Annotated in this window: 8 protein-coding genes; 7 read left to right on the plus strand and 1 reads right to left on the minus strand. The window is 71.5% G+C overall.

Annotated features, from left to right (window positions below):
* Positions 1 to 428: 428 nt before the first annotated feature.
* The 7 genes from ACFY8O_RS34105 (at position 429) to ACFY8O_RS34135 (ending at position 21,441) form a co-directional block, all read left to right on the plus strand.
* Positions 429 to 869 carry a YbaB/EbfC family nucleoid-associated protein gene (locus ACFY8O_RS34105; RefSeq protein ID WP_387909255.1) on the plus strand — a complete coding sequence of 147 codons (441 nt, stop codon included), beginning with the start codon at positions 429 to 431 and terminating at the stop codon, positions 867 to 869.
* Positions 870 to 978: 109 nt separating this feature from the next.
* Positions 979 to 1,314: a hypothetical protein gene (locus ACFY8O_RS34110; RefSeq protein ID WP_387909241.1), complete on the plus strand. Its 336-nt coding sequence runs from the start codon at positions 979 to 981 to the stop codon at positions 1,312 to 1,314.
* Between the two features lie 504 nt (positions 1,315 to 1,818).
* Complete coding sequence (locus tag ACFY8O_RS34115) at positions 1,819 to 2,925, plus strand: type VII secretion system-associated protein (protein WP_387909243.1); 1,107 nt, start codon at positions 1,819 to 1,821, stop codon at positions 2,923 to 2,925.
* Between the two features lie 374 nt (positions 2,926 to 3,299).
* A complete protein-coding gene (locus tag ACFY8O_RS34120) occupies positions 3,300 to 16,178 on the plus strand; it encodes a lonely Cys domain-containing protein (RefSeq protein ID WP_387909245.1) in 12,879 nt (4,292 codons plus the stop codon).
* Positions 16,179 to 16,528: 350 nt separating this feature from the next.
* The gene (locus ACFY8O_RS34125) at positions 16,529 to 16,723 is read left to right on the plus strand and encodes a hypothetical protein (protein ID WP_387909247.1); all 195 of its coding nucleotides are present in this window, start codon (positions 16,529 to 16,531) and stop codon (positions 16,721 to 16,723) included.
* Positions 16,720 to 20,007, plus strand: coding sequence for a hypothetical protein (locus tag ACFY8O_RS34130; protein ID WP_387909249.1), 3,288 nt, complete (start codon positions 16,720 to 16,722; stop codon positions 20,005 to 20,007). Before ACFY8O_RS34125 ends, ACFY8O_RS34130 begins: the two co-directional genes overlap by 4 nt.
* A gap of 147 nt (positions 20,008 to 20,154) precedes the next feature.
* Complete coding sequence (locus ACFY8O_RS34135) at positions 20,155 to 21,441, plus strand: ricin-type beta-trefoil lectin domain protein (protein ID WP_387909251.1); 1,287 nt, start codon at positions 20,155 to 20,157, stop codon at positions 21,439 to 21,441.
* A 279-nt stretch (positions 21,442 to 21,720) separates the two neighbouring features.
* Here the strand turns inward: ACFY8O_RS34135 and ACFY8O_RS34140 are convergent, their stop codons facing one another.
* Positions 21,721 to 22,698, minus strand: coding sequence for a sugar-binding transcriptional regulator (locus ACFY8O_RS34140; protein ID WP_387909253.1), 978 nt, complete (start codon positions 22,696 to 22,698; stop codon positions 21,721 to 21,723).
* Between the last annotated feature and the right edge of the window lie 1,295 nt (positions 22,699 to 23,993).

Here is a 23,993-nt window from a genome sequence, read left to right on the forward strand (position 1 = left end):
GCACTCCGGGCTCCTCACCGACATCTCGGAGCACTACCGCTACACCGCCGGCAGCCTGGCCCAGCGATGGTCCGACGTACAGATCGGCCGCTGACCCCGGGCCACTTCCCCCACCTACCTCATCCCGGCAGTCACGAGGACGGCCACCGCGCGACCACGCGCCCGGACCAGCACGCAGTGTCCCCGTGCCTCTGCCGGGGTTCGTCCGCAAGCGGATGCCGACGGGGGCCGAGCGCGGACAGCGGTCCGCAGGCGTCGGCCGCGTACCGCACAGCCCGCCGAGAAGGGCGAGGTGCAGGGGGGCGAGTAAGGCGGCCTGACAGAAATCGGGAGCGAGCGGCCTCCCTTTCCGTGGCGGCCTTTGCGCCGCAGGAAGGCGGAGTGCGCAGCCGTGAGGGAACCCAAAGGGAAGGAAGGGACGCGTGGTGATGGAGAATCTGCCCATCGACGACCGCGTGAAGAAGGCCTGGGACGACCTGCGAGCCGTCGAGGCCGCCGTTCAGCAGGCCGAGCAGAACCTGCATCGGACGACCGTCACTGCACAGTCTGCCGACAAGAAGGTGGAACTGACGGTCGGTGCCCAGGGCGAACTCACCGCCATCGAGTTTCCGGGCAACGGTCATCGAGCCATGTCAGGCGCGGAGTTGTCGGCGTCCGTACTCGACGCAGCCGGCCGCGCCCGCGCCGAGCTGGCCCGTCAGGTCATGGAAGTCTTCGATCCGCTCGCGGGCATGCTGTCCGGCGGGCCGGGAGCGGAAGCCCTCGCGGTCGACTGGAACAAACTCTTCGGATCGGCTCTGGAAGGGTTCGAAGAACAGGGCGAGTCTGCCGCGATGAGCCGGCTGCGGGACGAGATCGCCGAGGAATAGGGCGCCTGGCGGGGCGGTCGCACCGACTACCGCACGGCTGAAGTGAGGGCGTCAAGCGGGCGAACGGTACGCGGACGAACAGGACATTGTAAAGGAAAGGGGAGGGGCGATGGGTGAGGCTAATTATCAGGCCGATGTGCCCGGAATCGGCAGGAGTGCCAAAGCGCTGGAAAGCCTGATGCTCTTGGCCAGGCGCATCCACTCCGAGTGGGAAACTGGTCACTGGGCGACCGCGGGCTGGCAAGGTGTCGAAGGGCGTGGCGATTCCCTCGCCGACCAGTTGACTGCCGCGTTGGCGCTGGAATTCCGTAATATCAAGGACGCGCTTGACAGTGTCAATGAAGTGTTCAGCGCTCTTTCTCCGGCATCTGATATGGGTAGTGCCGTACAAAAGCCCTCCGATGACGCCGTCGGCATGATCGCCGAGGCGGGAGGTCGGCATTGATGGTCTGCGTGGTCTGCCGAACGACGACGACCCGGCGCGCATGAGGTAACTCGGGCCCACGGGTCGGGCGACGTGCGAGATACCGACCCGCCTGCACTGATGCCTGCCAGAGAGCGCCGATATGTGCGGCGGCGCTTGCACTGGTGGAGCCAGGCGCGGGGGCCTCGAGGACTCACAGGGGTTTACCCGTGACGGAGTTGTCCGGGCTGCCGTGGCGAGTGATCTCGGAGCTGTTCCCCCGAGCACGGACGAGGCGCCGGTGGCGGAGGCGCGCCCGGCGAACAGCCACCGGCGCCGGCGGTGGCCGGCCCACCCTGTCGGCGGCAGCGAGTGGGCAGCCCGGCGTTTGCGGGAGGTGAACCGGATGTCCGTCGGCGGCGTTCCTCGTGACAGAGCAGTCGGTGCCGACCACGTGCGCGGCGGTCTCCCCCTCGTACAGGGCAAGACCTGTGTACGGAGCACGCCCCGACCGACCGATCGATTCCGTGGAGAGGAAACGCCCGCATGAGTGAGCCGAACACCGGCGGCCGGGACACGGCAGCGCGAGCGGCCGTCGCGGAAGCGGACGTGACATCGCTTCCTGGCGATCCGGCCGAGGTGGCCGAGCCGCCGTCGGCCACGCACACGGAGGAGGAACCAGAGCCTCGGTTTGCCTACGAGGACGTAGAGGCTGATCCGTCCGAGGAAGCCTGGGAGCAGGTGACCCTGCCCGGCGAGATCCCCGAGCCGCCTCCGGACATTCTCGAAGCCGCCCGGTTCGCGCCCGGACACTTCCTCTACATGACGGACCCGAACTGGCAGGGGGAGGGGCCGGCGCCGTCCTGGGCCGTCTTCGGCCGGTGGCGGACGGACGCACGCGGGGAGATCGTCGACTGGGAGGACAACGAGGAGTACCGGCCGTCGCCGGAGGCCCTGGGCTGGCGTCCACCCGCCGACCCGGTGGACGAGGCCGCCCAGCGCGCAGTGACCGGGTACGGCCCGGTGAGCGAGGTGCCGCGCGCACTGGCCCAGCTTCCCCACGTCGCGGTGGTGACCGAACCTGACGGTGCACCCCGGGTGGTCCCGGCGCCGGACGGCATCCTGGCGATCCCGGTGTTCACCATGCCCCCGGAGAGCGACGGCGAAGCCGACGGGGACGGGAACGGCGCAGCCGCCCTGCCCGGCCTGCCTCCGCACCGGGTGATCTCGGTGACCGAGCTGCTCGGCCTGGCCGAGGACACTCCGCTGCTCTACCTCAGCCCCACCGCCCCGGTGACGACGACCATCGACGTCGACATGCTGCGCGCGGCAGTCGAGGGCCGGGAGCTTCCCGAACCGGCGGGTCAGCCATGGCCGGAGGAGCCGAGGGCAGGGGAGACGGGGGAGACCGGCCAGGGCGACGCGGTGGGACAAACCCCGGCCGTCGTCAGGGACCGAGCCCTCCAGGACGTCCCACCGGCCGCCGCTGACGTGCCGTTCACGCTGCGCAGCGGTCTGGTCAGCCAGGAATACGGGCGCCCTGGGGAGGTCGAAAACCATGACCGCGAACGCCGGATGAAGGCGGACGGCGGGGTTCCGGGACACAGGGGGGAAAGGGGATCGTCCAGCTCGAGCGTTGACCTTCCCTCGTAGCGCCCCCGATGGGACACCGAGCAGCCGTGATCACCCGGACCGGCATCTGCCGGGGAGGGTGCGAGGGCGTGGAGGCACGTGCCCTTCTGCCGAGGCTGCCCCTCCGTCCCGCCCTCTCCGGGTGTGAGCGGGAGGGACCGACCGGCCGGGGGCCCCGGATGTGGGCCGCCGGCGTGCGCTGTGCCGAGGTGGCCGACGGTGCTCACTCGATTCGGACTCCGCCAGTTCGCCGGCGGCATCACTTTCGTCGCTGTGCTGCTCTGTTGTTCGCTTCGGACGGGGTGGTCATCTCCTTCTTGGATTTCCGAAGTGCTCTCCGGCATGTGCGTGTTGATTGATTCCGTTCCGGCCTCCCTTCGTTAAAGGTTTTGATTGTGTCTGATTCGTTTGATGTGGTGGATGGTTTGGTGCGGGCGCTGACGGGCGAGGGATGGCCGTCGACGGATGCCGCTGGTGCGTTGAATTCGCGGGTGCCGTTGTTGGCGTTGGCGGGTGGTTTGCGGGAGTTGTCGAATGAGGTGCAGGCGGGGATCGTGCGGATGCGGGCGGAGTTGCCGCGGGAGGTGGGGGACGCCTATGTGAGGGCGCTGGGGGATCTCGTGGGAGATCGAGGTGAGAGCCGTTTGCGTGAGTTGGCGGATGAGGTGGAGGACGTCGCTCGGCGGCGGGTGAACATCTCGATGCAGGTGCGGGAGTCGAAGATTGAGATTCTGATGGAGGTGGGGCTGCTTCTCGCGCAGGTGAAGTTGTATCTGGCGCTGTCGTTCTTCACGGGTGGGGCGTCGTTGGGGGCGTTGGCGGCGGTGCGGGCGCGGGCGGTGCTGCGGATCCTGCTGGCGTTGCAGGCGTTGTCGCACTCGGTGGTGCCCCTGGTGGGGGTGCCGTTGGAGGCGCTGGAGGAGGCGTTGCAGTCGTTGGCGGCGCGCTTGCTGAACATGGCCACGGCGCCGGGCGTCGCGCGTCCGTCGGGGGTGGATTGGTCGAAGGTGGGTCAGGACGCGCTGTTCGGTGCGTTCGCGGGGTTGTTCGGAGAGGTGCTGGGGGGTGCGTCGCAGGGGCTGGTCGACAAGGTGGAGCGGAAGTTCAAGGATCGGCCGGAGTTCACGGTGCCGTTGAACGCGGTGCATTCGGGCGTGGTGGAGGGGGGCGCGGAGTCGCTGGGGGAGATGTTCACGATCGGGGCGTTGCAGGGGCATTGGGCGTTCAGTGTGCAGACGGCTGGTGGGGCGGCCGTGGCGGGGGCGGTGTCCACGGTGGTGTTGGTGGGTGCGGTGGGTGTGGGGAAGGGGTTCCACAAGGCGGTGTTCGCCTCGGGTGGTGGCGGCTATACCCCGGCTTTCATGGGTGACGGTGGGAGTACCGGCACCGATGTGGGTCTGGGTCTGGGGCTGAATGCCGCTCTGGGTGGCGGGGTGAACGGGCTTGCGTTCCTGGAAGGGGTGGGTCTCGGTGCGGGACTGGGACCTGCCACCCCTGTGCCGGGCATGCCCTTGGTCTCACCCCCGCTGTCGACCACCAGCCTCACCCCGCCTTCCACGATCAGCCCTGTCCCACCTGCCCCGGCACTTCCCGAAACGTCGCCCGGTGCCGCGCCGTACGCGGTGCCGGGACAGGTGTCCGTCGTGGGGGCGGAAGAGGTGTCGTCCGTCCCCGTGACGCCGGCCGGGTCCGGAGCAGTCGCTACGGAGTCGGCTGTCGCGTCAGGTCCGGTACGTGACACGGGCGGGCCGTCGGGGGTCGGGTTGCAACCCTCCGCTGATCAGATGGCGTGGTCAGGTGGGCGCGGGGTGGGTGCGGGGGGCGCCGGGTCCGGTGACGTCAACGACCCGACCGACCGGGCCCGGGTGGCGGGTCCGGAGCGTGCGGGCGCTGATCCCCTTCGTGCCGATCCTTCGTACGGTGATGATTCCATGTCGGAGGCTTCGCCGGTGTGGGACATCGACGACGACGCCCGTTCGGTGACTTCCACGGATAGCGGCTATGTGTCGGACCGTACGGAGTCGGATGTCTTTTCCGCCCTCACCGGGCAGGGCGGTCCTGTTGCCGACCGGGGAGGAGTTGCCGGGTCGGCTGGGGGGTGGTCGTCGGGGGAGGACATTTCGGATATCGGTACCCGGCCGGTGCTGTCCGATGTGGCTTCGCTGGATCTTCCGGTGGGGCGTGAGGGGTCATCCACGGCGGACTGGCGGGCGCCCGCGCCGACTTCCGCTGCTTCGCCCGATCCGCTGCGGACTGACACGTCCGGGACCCCCGTCGACAGGAGCTCCGCCGGTGCCTCGCTGACGGATACCGGTGCCAGGGCTGTTCCGCTTCCTTCCTCGGGCCCGCAGGAAATGCCCTCCGCCGGCACCGTCCCCGCAAGCGGTTCCCCCGTGCAGTCACCGTCCGTCGGGCGGGTCCCCGCCGCGGTGTCCCCGTCCGCCGATGTTCCCCCGACACCCACACCGCTGTCCGCCCCCTCCACGGAGCCCCCCGCGGCCGTCGCGTCGCCGCGGGGGCCGTCGCCCGCACAAGCACCCCTTCCGTCGGTGGAGGGATTCGTGTCGTTGACGGGTGGGGAGCCGTTGGAGGATTTGCTGTCCTCGCCGTTGGGAAGCCGGGACGGTGGTGAGTCGGGTGGGGGCCGGGCGTGGTTCTCCGAGAAGGACATGGATGTCCGGCGGGAGGGTTACGGACATCTGGCGGCGGTGCGGCATCGGGTGATCTGGGATCCGGTGGTCCGTGCGGAGGGGCCTGTCGAGACGTTGGAGGGGCCGGGGGCGGGCTACACCGTTGCCTTGCATGTCGGACCGCGGGGTGTGGAGTTGCCGCTGAAGGACGGTCGGACAGGGCTGACCGACGGGCAGGGCCTGGCCCGGGTCATCATGCGGCGGAAGAGTTTCTCCACGTTGCCTCCGGGCACCGAAATCCGGTTGCTGGCCTGCAACGCCGCTGCGCAGCCGCAGGGGGAGGACCTGCTGGAGCAGGTGCCCATCGCGCAGGATGTGGCGTCGAGGGTGGGCAAGGTGGTGCGCGCCGACACGGGCGCGGTGGCGGTGGCGGGGCCGGAGCTGGACCGGCCGGCCCGGTTCGCGGTGATCGACAGTCTGACGACTCCTCGGCACCGCGACAGGGTTTTCCACCCGGAGCCGGCACCGGGGGAACTGGAAGCAGCTGCGTGGCGGGCAGGGCTGGTTCCGGGCACCGACCGGCCGGGGGAGCGGGCGCTGCGCTGGTTGCGGGCCATCCGCCGGGAAGCCGGCCCGGACCTGGGCCACGACCCCCAGCGCCGGCAGGAGTTCGAGACCCTGCTGCGGGGGGCGATGGCCTGGGAGAACGCCCGCCTGACCGGTCCGGACACCCCGGCTGGGGACATGGGTCCGCTGACCTCGCGAGAACTGTCACGACTGCTGGACCGGCATCGGGCGTCACATCCCGGTGACACCCTCGTCGAGGCCCTCGCCCGTACCACCACACCGCACCCCGCGACCGTCTCCACCCCGCTCGGCGGTGGGACCGTCAGTGACCGGGCGGAGAACGCGACCACGGCCCGGACTCCGTCGACGGCGGCCTATGCCACCTTCATCGATCCATCGCTCTTCAATTCGGGTCGCGGTTACGATTCTGACCGCTCCTTGATTTCAGACACGGAATCGCTGACTTCCGAGACGGAATCGGTGATTTCGGACACCGAATGGGTGCGTTCGGACACTGAGGTAGCCGAGACGATGGTCCAGCAGCTCATCGACGAAGACATGTTGGACGAGGACTATCGGCAGGCGATGGTGGACGCAGTAGGTGTGATTCGCAACCTGCTGCCGGACGGTGTGTTCGACAGGGAGGGGATGGACGACGCGATCCGACGCATACTTCTGCGGGAAAGCGAGTACGACCTGGACGACGAGGACTACGAGGCCGTTGCGGACGCGGTCGCGTTTCACAGGAAACCGGCCGCAAGCTTCGTGGAACTGACCGGATCCTTTCTGGTCAGCAAGGGCGCGCTGTCGGAGACGACACAGGTCGAAGACGCCTCCGGCCAGGTGGTGGGCCGTAACTGGCGGAATGATCCGATAGGCCAGGTGGACCTGGGGGTGGTCTCACGGCTACGCACCGATGTCGACGGGCACAAGCACAGTGTGCGGGGCAGCCGGAGGACGGCGCCATGGCAGGGACGCACGGTTTATCTGCTCGTGGCGGACGCTGAAGGCGATCGGGTACAAGTAACGCTGGATGAAGGCCAGTCCCGATGGCTGGACCCCGTGGCCTTGGCCGAAGTGATTCGACGGGACGACAAGTTCCCGCAGGGAGCGGAGATTCTGCTGGCGCCGGCGCTGGTGGATGCGGGGGGCGGGAGCACCCTGCTCCCGCGAGCCCTTGCCGATGCATCGACGTTGTCCGTATGGGCGCCGACCGCGAACTCGACCTTGACCGACGAAAGTCCTGGCGCACACCTTGCCCTGGCCAACCACGACCCGGGAGCGGCGCCATGGGGGCAGTGGCTGTTCACGCAGCCTGGCCGTGGCGTGCTTCCCGAGCACGACCCCACAGCCGGACAGTGGCTCAAAGACGCCGACGGCAAGGAGAAGTGGGTTCCGGACGCAGACCTGCGGACCTATCCCACCGTGGCCGGTGGTGACCGTGGGACGGCGGCGCACCATTCCACCGGCCGGGTCTCGCTGCACCCACAGGAATGGGCGCAGGTGGAGCACCAGTACCCCCTGGCCGCCCTATACACGACCTATTACGTCCAGGATCCGGTTACGCGCAATTTCGGGGCCCGTCGGCGGACCCCTTGGGCCGACCTGGTGGCCCAAGACATCCCGGTCTACGAGTTCTCCGCGCACGGAGACCGCGATGGGCGCATCCACTGGTCCTCCGAGAACGGCGGTAAGTGGAGCGGTGACGCGCAGCAGACGGCCGGCTGGCTCAGACGGCGTCGGAGTCTGACGGAACTGGATCAGCGTGCACCTGCTGGGCACCGCGCCCAGGTCCTGCTGGAAGTCTGCCACCAAGGCTCCCTACGGCTCGGCACGACCGATCCGCTTCTGACGCCCGAGCCGGCGCAGGACCTCGCCAATGCGCTGAGCCGCCGTGTCATGGCCAGCCCTAGCGCCGTCGGAACTGTCGTCATGGGTCGAAGAATAGTCCCCTTCGTCGATGCCGGGTTGGACGGGACGCTAAGCCGATGGCGGACGTTCGATCCCGAACCCGACGGCGATCAGCTCGTGGTCTTGGCGCGCATGATGAAGCTGCAGTCCAGCACCGGGACATCCGTGGGGGCGGTACCGACCGCGCTCCGCCTGGTGCGAGCGCTGCGGAGGGTGTTCGGCCCGCGGGCGGAGCTCGACGCCGAACTACTCGTAGGCATAGGGGCGTTGGAGCGGCTGCGTAGCGCTCATCCGGAGCTGAACGCCCACGGCCCTTTCACCATGGATTTTTTCGATCACGCCGCGGAGTTGTTCGCCCAGTACTACGGGATGGCAGGGGAAGACCCGGTAGCAATGCGAGAGCGCCTGCTGAACACTGCCCGGATTTGGGAGGCGCAGAGCCCGCCGGGTACGCCGGCTCTGGCCTCACGTCTGCCGATGCCGGCGGTGACCATCGTCTCCCAGGAGTGGGCGGTCGCCGGGGAGAGCGCTCTGGGCCGGCTGGTCCTTGGTGACGCGCGCACCAGGAAGCCGCCGGCATCGGCCGACACCGACCGAACGCGGGCCTTCTGGTCCATGGTCCGCGGCCGGGCGGCCGTCGATGACGCCGTCCGGGCGTACGGTCCTGACCCGGTCGCCCGCCTGGCGCTGCACTTGGACGAGAGCACGGTGGTCGACGAGTCCGTACAGCGGGATCTTTGGATACGGGCGTCGCAGGCATGGGCGCACGGCTATTCGGATGCCGGCCCCGCAGCGTGGGCCGCCCAGGACCTGGAGCATCGTGGCGTACTCGCCGTGGCGCAGCCGATCGTGCGCGAAGACGGTTCCCGCGTGGGCGTTTCCCTGGCGGGCACGAAGGTGCGCGAGCTGGACACCACCGGAATCGCTGTCGGCGCACCGGGTGCTCTGCGGCAGACCGGCTACCAGCCGTGGCGAAGAAAATACTCGGTCGTGGAAGTCGCGGACATCAGGGCGGAAACCGTCGTCGTCCATGGACGGGAAGGCTCCGTGGAGACGTCCCACGACTCCCTCGCCCACCTGATCCTCTCCAGGCTCCGGGGTGCAAAGGCCACAGAGATCGTACTGGTGGGGCCGGTGGCGGACCGGTCGAGCGTCGAGCGCCTCGCCCAGGCGACCGCCGACGTGACCGGCCGTGCGGTGCACATCCATCACGCCGGTTCGGCGCTGCTGTCCGGCCCGGACGGTCGGCATGTGATCGCCGTGACCGACCCGGCCTCACCGCAGCCCGCGGACGAGCCCTGGACGACCCTGCTGCCCGACCGCCCGCACCTCCAAGGGCTGCACCTCACCCGGCAGATGTTCGAGCCGCGCAGTGTGGGTCCGGATCGGGACAGCCGGAGCGGACATGACCACGGCTTCGACCTGCGGCGCCTGGTCACCGGGATCCACGGCATCGATGATCTGACGGTCCAGGTCGAGTTCGGCCCAGGGAGCCCGGCCACCAAGGACCTGGAGGTCCTGTGGCAACGGGTGCAGAGCGGCGTGGACGATCTGTTCAACCGGCCTGCTCACCGCTTCCCCGGCAGCAGGCAACTACACGTGACCGTGGAGCGGGTCGAGGCGGGCAAGGGCGCCCACCTGCGGGTGGACGTGGCCGAGCGGCTCGATGGCGGGCCGACGACCCGGCGCCGGTGGCGGACCGATGCCACATCCGACGAGCTGGCGGTGCAGATCGGTAGGCAGCTGGGCCTCGGCGACCCTGACAGTGACACCTGGACACCCGGACCGGACGGGCTGACCCCGGCCGATCTGGACAGGCTGTGGAATCTGGTCGACAGCACGTCCTCCACCGGAGCCGTGCACGGGGCGGCGGTCGACTCCCGCGGCGCTCCCCATCTCTTCGGCTCGTCCGTCGCGGCGTCCTCCGGTGACCACCGGAGCGCGCTCGCGGCCACCGGAAGCGATGAGGAGGTGTCGCCGTTCGCTGACCCGTGGCGCTTCGACTCCGGGTCGGCGGCGGCCGGCGCCACAGCCTCGCGGCCCGTGCCGTCCGAGGTACCGGCGGTGTCCGAGACGGCGCATCCGTATCCGGGAGCGGACGCGGGGACCGGCCGGCGGGGGGACGGCGACGGCCCGGAGCCTGCTGCCTCACCGGTCGCAGACCAGACGGTGGCCGGAGGAACGGAAAGCCTCCCCCTTCCTACGGTCTCCGGCGCCGGCCCGGCCCCGGCGTCCGGCCTCGCCGGAATTCCGGAGCCGTCGCCGCCTTCGGCCGCCGCCCCCGAGTTGTCAGCAGCGCGCGAGGCACCCTGGTACCTGGACAAGGGCGCGTTGGGAATCGCCTTCGTGGAGCGGTCCGACCCCCCTTCCGACGACCAGGCGACACGGTGGGCGCAGGAGATCACCGATGCCCTGCGCGACACGCGCCGCGCGAGCGAGACGCTGCTCAGTGGACTCCGGCCCGCTCTGAAGGAACTGCTGCTGACGGGCGGACCCCGTGAGTGGGACGAACTGCTCGCCAAGGGCCGGACACTGGTGGTGGACCGTCGGCTGATCTGGCTGCGGCCCCGCCCCGTCCAGCCACGCCCCCGACCTACCGCCGAGAGGGCCGAGGTGTGCGAGTACGCGGTGGGTTTCGCCGCCACTTCGACCGGGGGCGAGACGTCCCGCGAGGTCTCGCACGGGCTGGAGGCGACCCTGCTCGGTGCGATCGGGGTCTCCTCAGGCTCCGTCGCGGCGGTCCTGCCCGGCCTGCCTTCTGTGAGCGCGGGGACCTCACGCAAAAAGGTCAGCAAGTGGGGCCGCAGCGTCATTTCCAGCCGCAAGCCGTTCATCGCCGCCACCGCAGGCTTCGACACCGATCTCCAGGTCAAAATCTTCGTCGACGGTGAAGAGCTCTCGCACGGCGTCGTGACCCCCCGGACGCTTGTTCTCGGCCTGCCCGCCGACTACACCGCGCCCGGCGCGCAGCGCCCGGACGAGACCGTGCCGCCGCCCGATGCCGCCGTGGTGGATCCCAGCGGTCCCGCCCCGGTGCCCCCGCGGGCGCACCTCGTCCTCAACGCCCTGGACACCACGGAGGCCGTCTCCGGGCTGATGCGCGCTCTGAGGGTCCACCTGCGTGCCAAGGCCGTTCAGCGGATCATGGCGCAAGTCCAGACCACGCTCAACGAGACATCGATCCTCAACCGGGGGCGCTGGCTGCTGACTTCCGGCGACGTCACCAACGCCGCGCTCGCCGGGCAGAGAACGGAGCGGTCGTTCGAGGGGCACTTCTGGATCAAGGCGGAGATCGAGGCCGTGCAGTACCTCGGCATGACCGCCGCCGTCGGAGTCCGCGACGACCTCGGCGGAGGCTGGTCGGAACAGCGCAAGAAGGAGGGCCACGGTCGCGGCGGTCTGGGCTTCTTCTTCAGCGTCCTGGGCCCCGGCGACGGGGGTGGCCACTCGACGTCCTCTGACGGGGCGTCCGGCCGGCCGGGAGGTGGAACCGCCCCGCAGGGCATCTTCCCGGCATTCGGTCTGCGCGGCATGTCGGAACGTTCCGACGGCCACAGCCTGACCGTGCAGACCTCCTCGCACACTGTACTGACCGCCAGGACGGCTCAAGCCCGGTACGGCACCAGGCTGCGCCTGGTGGTAAAAACCGTGTCCCCCACGCACACGGTCGCACCGGTCGACGTCACCGTCTGGGCCGAGCTCGGGATGCCGCAGTCGCAGGCGGCCGGGTTCGAGGGCAACCTGGTGGGCGCGCTGATGAGTCTGGGCGGGGCGCGTCCACGTCAGGATCGGGACCAGTCCTCGGTTTCGCCGTGGCCGCCGGCTGGACCGGTGGACGCCCGCCCGTGGGTGCGGGCCCTGTTGCGTGCGTCCGGGACGGATCCGGTACGCGTGACCACCCGCCCGGCGCGGCTGGACGCCCCGCTGCCGCTACCGCACCCCCGCGAACCACGTGCCCTGGCCGTGCGGCGGGGGCAGGGTTTCGGCATGCTCGTCGGCCTGCCGGGCTCCGAGCTGGTGCTGGAACAACTTCGCTGGGCGATCGACAAGGACCTCGGCCCCCGGGCAGACAGTGCCAGCTGGTCGACGACGGACCGGGACCTCGCACAGTACTTCGGTACCCCGGCGCTGGAGGGTGATCTGGCGGGTCTGCTCCGTGGCTTCACGCGGGAGGTCTCCGTGGGCGGTCGCCGCTACCGGGTCGGTGTCCGCGGTCGCCTGCTGGAGCGCCACGAGCCCCCGGGCGGTGAGGCGGAAGACAGAACAATCAACGCGCGGCTGATCAGCGAACGCACGGTTGCGGGCCACCGCAAGCACAAATGGTCGCTGGAGATCGGTGGCGGCGCCGCGGCCCGTCTGGGCTTCCGCAACTGGCTGCGACTCCAGCTCGGCGCCCTCAGGGTGACGGGGAACGGCGGCCGTGCCGACAAGTACGAACTGTCCGGCACCGCCAAGGCCTATCGCCGCACCGAGACCGCCGGGCCGGTGGACACGCACATCTACGACATCGTCTACGAACTGTCGGTGAGCCGGCCCGGCGGCGACGGACCGGGGACACCGGACGTGTGGTGGATCGACCGTCCCGGTGAGCTGGTCGCCCTGGTGGACGTACCGCGGGCGCACGTGCCGGCCGTCCCTCTCGCCCAGACCGAACTCGCCCCCGCGAACTGGAGCAGCACCCCCCCGTGGCAGCAGCCCGGTCAGCGGTGGGTGGACTTCGCGGGCGGCGGCACCTCAGGGATCTATCCGGCCTTCACCGAAATCCCCGAGCTCCCGCTCCTGGCGGCGTACTTGCACAGCCGGCTGGCCGGGGTGCCGGAGAGACAAGCCCAGGAGTGGGCTTCTGACTGGCGGAACTGGCCGGATGCGGTGCGCGACGGCACGACGGCCACCGAACTGGCCGCCGAGATCGCCGACCTGACCGGTGCGCAGGGCGGCCTCGTGATCGACCTGCCCGAGCGCGACGGTTTCCAGCAGCTGATCCGTCTGCGGCTGACCGCCGCAGATCCACAGGACCTCGGGCCGGTCGCCGACGAGGCGGAGATCGAGCACTACCTCCAGGCCGGCGGCTTCCACCAGACCGACACCGATACCCATTGGGGCGTCGGGGTGTCCGGGTTGGTCGGTCTGCACATGCGCTTCGACACCCGACCGACAGCTCACGAGCCGGGTGAGGGTTCCGGCACCGCCGACCCGCAGGGGGACGGTCACGAGGGCCTGACGGGCCGTCTGGCGGCGTTCGTCCCCTTCGGCTACCGGCGAGGCTGGTCCGACGAACGCAAGCGCAAGCTCGGCAACGTCATGATCACGCGGGCAACCTACGGGGGAAGACCACACACCGTGCGCGCCACCCCGGTCTTCGAGGTCACCGCCATGCGCCGACGGGGACGCAAGCGGGAGGAGATGACCCGTTACCTGCCGGTCCCCGGCGCCCTCGAGTTGCTGGTGCCCGAGCGCCGGATGGTGGACCTGCTCCCGCCGGTGACGGGTGGCCCGGGGGACACGGTTCCTCCGTCCGGTGCCCACGCCCCGGCGGTACCGGACACGGTGCCTGGCGCCCCGTCCGCCCCACCCGTGCAGGACCCTCGCCAGACCGAGTCGCGCACCATCCTCGACGCCGCCCTGCTCCCCGGCGTCGCGCATCCCGAACTGCTGCGTGGAGACAAGGTGCTGGACAGGATCCACGCCATGATCCGCTCCGGTGCCGTACTGCGTGGGGCGCCGGCGGGCGACTGGCCCGACCTGTTGATGCGTGCGCTGCACGGCAGTTACGCCTCGCACCGGCTGGAGGCCCAGTATCCCTTGCTGATCACGTCGGGAGTGCGACGCTGGCTGCCGCTACCCGGTCCGTTCGGCACCACCCGCTACCTGTGGATCAACGTCACCGGCTCCCACTCCTCCCAGGAGGGGCAACGGCCGCGCCCCGACGTGACCCTGACCCTGCGCAGCGAGGGCGTACTCAAGGAAGAAACGGGGACCTCGTCAGACACGGAGGGGAGTATCGGTGTCGACATCCGGGGGCACGCGGGATACGGCCACCGCCATGGCGGGGGTGAACTGGGCGCGGGGTACAGGAGAAAAGCAGGCCGGAGCGTGGCGGACGAGCACGATGTCAAGGACATCCAGCGCACCTCCAGCAAGGGCCCGGCGCACGAAGTCGTCCTGCCGCTGAAGTTCCGGGTCGAGATGGGCCTGAGCAGCGAGCCTCCGGCGGGGATCGAGGCACCGGTCCGCTGGACCAAGCGGGCGTTGTTGACCGCGGGCGACATGCTCGGCACCGACAGCGTCGAACGCCTGTGGTACCGCGCCCGCCCCTGGATCTGGCATGCGGACAGCGAGACCGGCGGCAGCATCGACGGCGAGGTACGCCTGCTGGTACCCGCCGAACTGACAGTGCCGGTGCAGCAAACCGCCCGAGAGCCGGGGAACGAAGCCGCCCCGGTGCCGCTGAACCGAGCGGCCCCGGGGCTGGATCGCCGCGATCTCGACCGTGCGCGCTGGACACCCGGCGCCGCCACCACCCCGGATACGGCCCCGGGGAACTTCGGCCGTCAGGCCCTGGCCGACGTCCTGCACCCCTGGGCGGTCCCCGCCGCCACGGCAGCCGCAAGCACGTGGATTCCCCTGGCTGCCCGCCGCAGCTCCGGGAACTTTGATTCCGGCGAGGCCCTCGGGTGGCCCCTGACGCTCCCCCCGAGGCTGGACCCGGGCACCCAGTCCGAGCTGCTGTACCGGCACTACACCAGCGAGGGCATGCTGCGGGCGAACATCGGCGACCTGCTGGCCGGCCGGTACGTGGTGCCGTTCGGGGACGCCACTTTCGTCCTCGGCCTCGAGCCCACCGCCATACATCCCCTGATACAGGGGCAAGGGGGGACGGGAAGGTACAAGGCTCGGAGATACCGCCAGGACGAGCACGGCGTCAAGGTCGGAGACGACAAGTCCTCCGGCTGGTACCTCGCCCTGGGGCCGGAGGGCGGCGACAGCCACGGGGATGTCCGGCTGACCGAGCGGGCGCCGTTCGAGTTGGTCGGTGTGGAGGAGGGCGAGAAGCACGAGAGCAAACTCGGCGAAACTCACGAAAGCAACAAGGAGAGCGTGCGTGTCTTCCGCCACTACCGCGTCGACGCCCGGCTCGTGATCGCCGGAGCCGGGGGCGCGCTCAGCGTGGACGTTCCGCACGCGCTGTACGCCAAACTGCCGCTCGCCCGGGACGGAGAGACTCTCGCCGACGACATAGTGAACGTGGCGCCCGAGCTGTTCGTCGAAGACGGTGACGCCGGACGGGCGGTGGGTGAGGGAACAGCGGGGGGAGCGACAGGGACGTCCGAAGCGCCGGGCAGGCGTGCCGGGGGACCCGAGGCCGCGGACGTCATCGGCGAACCCCACGGCACGGACGGCGTTGCGGCCGAACCGTACGGCGCCGACGGCGAAGGGGGCGACCCGGTGGAGGCACTGCTGCGGGCGGTGGTCCGCAGAGCACCGGAACTGCTGACCCCCGAGGTGGGCCGGGACCTCGGCATGGACGTGGCCGCCCCCGTTCTTCCGGGTGCCGAACCCCTGCGGGTGTGGGCCGGTGGCGTGATCACCGACGCCGACGTACCGGCCGGGACGGAGGAGCTTGCGGACGGCAACGGAGTGACGATCGCCGAACTCCGTGCGGCCGGTGTGCCGTTCGATCCGAGCGTGGAGGTGGAGGCGATCCTGGCGGGCGGGGTGGTGCCTGCCGGTTCGGTCTCTCTGACCACCGCCCAGCGGTATTGGCTGCACCTGTGCCGGCAGGGCAGTCCGGCAGACGAGGTGCTTGCGGGCCTGCTGGCCCGCACGCTCGGCCTCCGGTTCGTCTTCGCCGGAGGCGGGGGGCCAGTTCCGCGTGCTCCGGAGGCATCGCCCGGTCCCACGGTGCTGTTGACCCGGGTCGGTGCCCGGTGGCGGGCCTCGGTGGGACGGGAGGCGGGGACGCTCGAGTCCGGACCGCCCCCGGCGCATGCCGGGCTTCCCGGCTCCTTCTCCGCGCCCTCGGGACGCGGGTTCTCCGACGGCGCCACGAGCACGGCCCCGGCCGGTACCCCTGTCACGCCCCCGGTCCCCGCCCCCGGCGCGAACCCCTCGCCTGGTTCCACCACGACGCCGGCCCCCGACGAGGTGACGGCCCGCGAGCCATGACCCAGGGCTCGCGGTGTTTCCTGGCCGGCGGGCCTACCGGGGAAACCCCCGCGAGCGCGGTGAACCGATGCGGTTCCCTCGTCGTAGACGGGGTGGGGATAGGAGCTCGGTGAGCGGTGTGGCGCCCCTGCCTGAGGTCCCGCGCGGGCCGGAGGCGGCGCCGGACCGTTCGACCCCCTGGTGTCCGGGCCCGTTCCTTCCGGCCCGTGCCCGTCCCTCGCACCCGCCCGTTGTCGCCCGAGGTGCCCGGTGCCCCCCGGGGGCGGGGGAGGGACGGCAGGGGGAGTTCCCGGCCGGGTGTCCGGGACGGTCCGGGAACCGCCGAACAAGGTGAGGACCGTGAGGAGACGATGAGCCAGCAGACCATCGCTGAGCGGACCCTGCCCGTGCCGGAGCACGTTCCGGCGGGCGGGCGGGCCGGGGGCGGCGTCACCGACTCCGCAGGGAGCGGGACGTGCGGCAGGGCCGGCGCCCCGGTGGAAACCGTCGCACGGCACGGTGCCAGGGCAGCGGCCGGTGACCGCACGGGGGAGAACAGCGCATGAGCCGGTGGTCCACCCTCTTCTCCCGGCACGGCGGCGCCGCTCCGGCACGTGCCACCCCGGACGGTCACCCCGGCCGGCCGTCCGGGGTGGCACCGGTCGAGGAGGTCGACGGCGTGGTCCTGCTGCGCTCGGCGGACGACGACTTCCCGTCCCTGGCCCAGGCGACGGAAGTGGCCCTGGCCGTCGGAGGCGAGGACACGGTCACGATCCTGGTGGGCGCGCCTGGCGAGGGGGACACCGCGACGCACTGGACGCGGCTCGGCAACGCCCTGGACACCCTGCGGGACCGGGGCTCCACCCGGGTGCGGCTGGTGCTCTCCGGTGCCGGCCACGACCGGGCGGACCGGCCCTGCCTGGCCCGGCGGATCGCCGATGCCTGGGGCCTGGAAGTGATCGCCCCGGACGGAGCCGTGCTGATCACCCCGGGGGGCACGCTCTACGTGCCGTACCCGTCCACGCCCGGCGGCGGCTGGTGGCGCTTCGAACCCGACTCCGAGCCAAGGCCGTTGGGCAGCCGAGCCCCGATGCCGGAGTGGCAGAACGCGCTGCACGGGGTACCGGCCCGCACCTCCGGCGGATGCCTGGTGCACCAGATTCCCGCTGGACTGGTCATCCGTCCTGCCGAGGTGCCCACCCCCGGCACCGACGACCTGAGTTTCGCCGTACCCGTGCAGTCCGGGCACCCCCTGATCCTGGTCGGAGCGCCCGACGCGGAGGACGTGGCCGCCGAGGAGGTCGCCACGGTGCTTGCCGCGCTCCCCGCCGCCCACCGCTCCCGGGCCCGACTTGCCCCCGGCGGGCGAAGCGACCTGCTGCGGCTCGGCCAGTCGGTCGCCGACATGCTTGACGAGGAGGTGGAGGTGCTCACCGGCATCCCGCTGCTCGCCGGCGACCCCGACACCCTGGGGGCGGTCCGGCCGAGTCTGATCGGACGCACCGGGGAGCCCACCTGGCAGCCGTACGTCACCGCTGTGATCTGCGGGCCCCCCGGTACCGACGGCCGACGGCCCATGCCGCGCCCCACGTTCGTTCACCCCGCGCTGGTCGGGATGCCGGGCGGCCGGCCGGACTTCACCCCGCTCACCGATGCCTGGGGCGTCACGGTCACCAGGGCCGGACTTGCGGTCGTCCCCCTCGACGGCCCCCGACCGCCCGTCGTCACCGTCCCCGTCGACCCGGACACCCTCACCGTCGAACTCGGCGTCCCCGGGCAGCCGGTGGACGATTCGCTGCTGCCCGCCCTGAGCCGGCTCCTGATCGAGCTCGGTTTCCGGCCCCGCGCGAGGACGACGCTGCTGGTGCGCGGCCGACTGACCACGGGCGAACGGAGCCTGCGTGACCTGGCCACCGAACACGGCGTGGCCGGCATCCGTTATGCCACCCGCCAGGTCGGGCCCGGTCGGCGCACGGGGGGTCCGGCGCCCGGCGCTCCGGCGGCCCTCCGGGCGCCGGCGCGGACACCCCCACCCGCACGCTCCGGCGCGATGCCCACGGTGTCCGGGCCGCCCGTACCCCGGCCGCCCGTACCTGGTGCACGTGCCGCAGCTGGAGAAGGGCCACACCTCCCAGGCGGGGAACGACCGGTTGCGGAGCAGACCGCCGCCGGCTCCACCTCCACCACCCCCGCCTCGGCGAACCGCCGGCGGCCCGGATGCGAGCCGGTCGCGGAGGAGCCGAAGCCCTCCGGCCCGACCGCCCTGCCATCCCGCGCAGCAGGCGAGCCGCTCGCCGGCCGGGCACGGCCCCCGGAAGGCCGGCAGCAGCCCGACGCCACCGTCCGGGAGGAGAAGCTCCCTGCCCGGCCCCGCGAGACACCTGCTCCCGAGGTGTCTCCCGCCTCCCACGGCCCGGCCGGGCGTGCCGAGGCCCCTCGCGCCGTGGCCGCACCGGACACAGCGGGACCGGAAGGCGGCACTTCGACCGGTGACGGTCCCCGGGGCAGCCGCGACATCCGGGCGACGAAGCCGGAGCCCGGCCCGCACCCGTCGAACAGCACCCGCCCCGCCGTCCGCCAGGAGGGCCGGACACCGTCACCCGCCGGCGACCGTGGAGACCGCCCGGCACCCCTGATGCCGCACCCTGCGAGCCACGAAACGGCCGAACGGAGCCGTGAGGGTTCCGATCCCGTCACCGACCCCACCACCGGCTCCGCCACCGAAGGCAGCGGCCGAGCGCTCGGCGCTCCCTCGGGGCTGCCGCAGGACCCAGGCGCTCGGGACGGTGCCGTCACCCCGGCGCGGGCCGATTCCGGCGAACCTTCGGGGAGGGGTGGCCGGGGCCGCGGCGCGTCGGCCGATGGCGCCCTGCCCGCCCCGCAGGGCACGGACGCGGACACGGATACGGACGCGGCCACGGCACCCCCTCAGCCGGGCACGACCGCCGGACCGGGCCCGGCCGACCCCGGTCGCACCGCCCCGAAAGCCGCCCCGCCGACGAACAGCGGCTCGGGGGCCGGCGCGCCCGCAGCGCCTGCCACCGGCCGGACCGGCCCCCGAGCCGCCCTCGATCTCTCCACCTCCGTGCCGTACCGGCCCGGGCACGTCAGTACCGTCGCCGAGCGTGCCGGTTTCCGGGACCTCGCTGCCTCCGGGTGGGAAGGCCACGGTGCCGCCGTGCAGCGCTGGCTCACCCGCATGCCCGCGCTCCGCGGCCAGGAGCTGGCGGAGGCCCGCGCGGACCTGATCGCGCTGCACGCCTACCTGACCTACGAGGACGGACCGCTGCACCATGCCGCGCTCGCCCGCGACCTGCGGACCGGCGACGGACGGCTCCCCGGCTACGCCGCGTGCCTGTCCTCGGCGCTTCGCCGACTCCCCTCCTACCGGGGAGTGGTCGTCCGCGGCGCGGCGCCGGACGGCGGTGAGAGAGCGCCCGAGCCGGGCACGCTGCTGCTGGACCCAGCTCCGGTGGGTGCGCTGGCCCTGCCCCGTGCCCGCCCGGAGGGCGCCCCGGTGCGGTACGTGATCTGGTCCGTCACCGGCCGCAAGGTACGGCAGTTGCTCGACCGGCCCGGAGCCGTCGCAGCGGCGGACGAAGTCGTCTTCACTCCCGGCAGCGCCTTCCGGGTGCTGGACTCCCGCACGCAGCACGGCGTGCCGGTCGTCCTGCTACGGGAGTTGTCGGCGACCGCCGCCCTCTATCAGGACGGCGCGGACGCCGAACTGAACGGCTTGGACCACTCGGCGCTGGAACGGTTGGAGAAGGCTCTCGACGGAGTCCTCTCCGGTAGCGGGGGACCCAGCTGGCCGGCCCGTTGCATCGGGCCGTTGGGCCAGGGCGGATGACTCGTCCACCGGGCAGGGGGCCTCGGCGAAGCCGCCCCTACCGGTCGGGCAGCACGGCGGCGGCGTACACCGCCGCACCGGCCGCGTGGCACGGCGAGCGCATGCCGTCACGTGGCAGACAACCGCGAGACCGAAGGAGAACGAGCGATGTCACGCCAGAACAGGCCAGGCGGTGGAGCATCCACCCGCCCAGCCGGCACCGACGGAGGGCCACCGGTCCGCCGCGCGGTGGCCCTGCCCTCAGTGGGCGACGACGCGGAGCAGGCCCTGCGGCCCGCCCCGCGTCGCGGTACGGCCACCACCAGCGGCACCGCCGGTACCACTGCCCTCAGTGGCAACAGGACGTCCGGTGAGGCCGGCCACCACGAGACGGAGACCACCTCGGCCGACCTAGGTCCGGCCGGAACGGCCGCGGCTCCCGGGGAACCGGAGGCGCGGGCACGGACCACGGCACCCAGCACGGACCGCGGGGAACGGCCGGAGGCGGCCCCGGATGCCGCTGAGCCGAGTCGTACCTCCTCACGGAGCGGCGCCGGCGGCGCCCTGTCCGGGTTGGCCGCCGTCCTCGGCGGGGTTCGCCGCCCCGGCAGTGCCGGAAGCGGAGACGGCGGCGGGGACGCCGACGGGGACGGCTCGCCAGGGCGGCCGAAGGCCCCCATGCTGGCCGCCGCCGGTATCGCCGGGGTGATCTTGATCGCGATCCCGCTGCTCGTCATGGCCGGCAACGAGCGGGACGAACATCCCGAGGAACAGACCACGGTGGCCGCCGACTCCCGGACGCTGAGCGATCAGCAGGAGACGGAGCAGCTGCCGGATGTCTACGTCGCCGAGTCGCCGAAGGACGCTTCCTCCTCGCCCGAGGCCGGCGACGGCGGAAAGGAGGGGAAGACCACGAAGGGTGGCGGCAAGGCGTCGCCGGGCGCTTCGCCCTCGCCCGCCGCTGCCGTCGCCGCCGGCGCGCGCCCGCAGAAGGTGGCGCCGCTGAAGAAGGAGGTCGAGGCGAAGAGCGTGACCAAGAAGACGGTGAGTCAGCAGGTCACCGTCGTCTCCGCCCGGATCGTCAGTGCCGACACGGGCAAGTGCCTGACCGCGACCACCCGGGGGGCCGACTCAGAACTGGTCGTCCAGCCGTGCGGAAGCTCGGAGGGCGCTCAGATCTGGTCCTTCCACGACGAGGACCACACGCTGCGCATCGGTCAGAGCCTGTGCATGGGGCTGGACGGCGGGTCGGTGCAGAACGGCACGGCAATCCGGCTGCAGCAGTGCAACGGGTCGAGCGGGCAGAAGTTCAAGATCAACGCGACCGAGGACCTGGTGTCGCTCAAGGCGGGCGACAAGTGCGCCGACGTGTGGTGGGGTGAAGGTGCCGACAACACGCCGGTCAAGCTGTGGCCCTGCACCGGCACCGCCAACCAGACCTGGCGGCGCGGCTGATCCCTTGTCCCGGGCCGGGCGGGCTGACGCCTCCTACCGGTGAAGGTACGAACGGATGACGAGGCCCCGGGCGTTCCCCCACACGGTGGGGCATGCTCGGGGCCTTTCAGCCACGTGGTGAAGGATGTGGCGTGGGGTGACACCGTCGGCATCCGGTGGCGGGTTCGCCGGACCGGCTCCGTCGAGGCGGGGTACGGCCGGAGGGCGGACCGCCCCGGCGTGGCTCGGCCGCACGGCGATCCGGCTCTGTGGCACCATGTCCGCCTGTCGAACTGGCACTTACGGTCCGGTGAGCGCGGCCCGGGCAGTCACGGCGTCGGTGACGAGCCCGGTGAGCAGGCCGGACCTGAGCACCGCCCGTACGGCCGGTGCCTTCATCCGGCCACCGGCGACCGCGATGGTCTCCGGCGTGCGGCGCAGCTGATCGGCGTCCACGGCGATCATCCGGTCGGCCAGGCCGCTTCGGACCAGCTCCCCGTCGGCGTCAAACAGCAGTGAGCCCATTTCGGCCACCACCCCCCTTGCGGCGTGCCCTCGCCGGTCCGGCTCGGACAGCGCGTCGTGCACCGTCGACAGGCCTGGCTCCCAGGCACCGATCCCCAGCACAGCGGTGGTCAGTGCGCCGAATTGGGTCAGCGCCGCCGCGATGGTGGGCTGGCTGCGCAGTACGGTTGCGGTCAGGGCATTGGGCAGCACCAACGGCGCGTAGAGCGGATAAGCGGTCCCGCCGGCCAGGGACGCGGCCGAGCTGACGGCCTTGACCGACTCGTCGGTGATGGCGTGCGGCGGGTGAACCCCGGTGAGCTGTACCACCGAGCACGGCGGCAGCCGAGTGAACGCCCTGCTGACTGCGGTGATCGCGCGGCCCCAGGCCAGCCCGAGCACGCCGTCCTCGTCCAGCAGATCGGTCACCAGCCGGGCGGCGGGAGGAGCGAGCAGGTGAGTGAAGGGCTCCGGGCCGCCCGGATCCTCCTGGTGTGGATTGACGACGATCGCATGCCGGAGCCGGTACCTCCGGGCCAAGGCGCTCGACAGTTCCATGTCGATGTCGGTGGGGAACGTGATGTCGATCCGGACCAGGCCGCGGGCGACGGCCATGTCCAGCACCCGGGCCACCTTGAAACGGCTCAGGCCCATCTCCTGCGCGATCTCCACCTTGGAGGCGTTCTCCAGGTAGAAGCGTCTGGCGATGGTGGCGGCCAGCATCAACTCGTCGAAGGAATAAGCCGGTTCACTGTCCGCAGGCGCCGTCCCCACAGTTCACTCGCCTTCTCTCGTTCCGGTTCCGGACCGCCCGACGCACGCCGTTCGCGATGACGTGCCCGGAGCCCGACGCGGGACACCAGGGGATGGTCAGGACGCCACTCGCACGGCCTCGGCGGGCAGGGAGGACCCCGTCCCCACGAGGTGCGCGAGAGACGGCGCAGCGGGGAGGTCCGCGGCGTCGTCCGGCGAGGCCGCCGCATGTGCCGGCGCGGTCCCGCTGTCCGCACTTCCGACAACGGTGGCGTGCGATGACCGGTTCACCTTGCGCGGCGACGACTTCGCCGTTCACCCGTCCCTGGCGTGATCCTTTTCTGTGGGTCACGCCAGGGCGTGCGGGTCGGTGACGGGACGGGACGGACGATGGGCGGCCCTTCCCGAAACGGCCCCGATGATCGACGGAGGCTCCCTGGAGGGTGGGTCTCGCGGTGCGCCACTGAGCGGCAACGCTGCCCGAGTCCCCACGGGCGCTGCCTCGCCGGGCCAGAACCGGACGAAGAGTGCGGCCCCACGCCGTCGTGCCGCTCCGGAGGCCGGCGCCTTCGGCCCGTGCAGGCAGTCCTGGCGCCTCTATGTCACGTCCGCGGGCCCACGCGGTCCCGGAAATCGAGGACCGGCTCCCGCGGCTCCGGTGTTGTTCGCGGCATGGTCCGGGCGTCGGCTGTTCGAAGCCCGACGAAGGTGGAGAGATCAATGCTCGAAAGGGCCAGAGTCACGTGGGCGAGCCGTCTCTGTTCTGCCGAGCACTCCGCACAGAGTCCGAGGTGCGCGAGGCTCTCCGCGTCCATCCCACCATGGCGGTCCCCCGTAAGGGCTCGGACGGCCAGCTCTTCTCTGGTCTGCTCACAATCCATCATGTGTCCCTCGACCTCGGCTTCGGCTGTCACGAGTGGAACGACATGATGACGGAGTCGGTTCACCCGCCGTACCCCGGAAGGTAACCCGCTCGACATCACATGCCGCCAGGGCGCGGAATGAGCCGACGGATGCCGGACGCAGGGAGGCGGGAGGAGCCCCGCCCGAGCGTCGGGGGTGGGGACCACGGCGTAGGCGGGCCGGACGGCGCGGCGGCGAGAGCAGCCCGGCCGGCGGGAGCCGCGTAGCTGTTCACGGTGCTCCGCCAACGTCACGAGTTGCTGGGTCGTGACGGTGCGGGTCGGCCTTGGCGCGGTTCGAAGTCCGGTCGCGTGCGGACTACACGCCGGTGATGCCTCGTTGTGCCAGTGCTTTGCGTAGGGCGCGCATGGCGTAGAAGGCGCGGCTCTTGACGGTTCCGGGTGGGATGCCGA

It is taken from the genome of Streptomyces argenteolus (assembly GCF_042902585.1).
GTDB classification, from domain to species: domain Bacteria; phylum Actinomycetota; class Actinomycetes; order Streptomycetales; family Streptomycetaceae; genus Streptomyces; species Streptomyces argenteolus.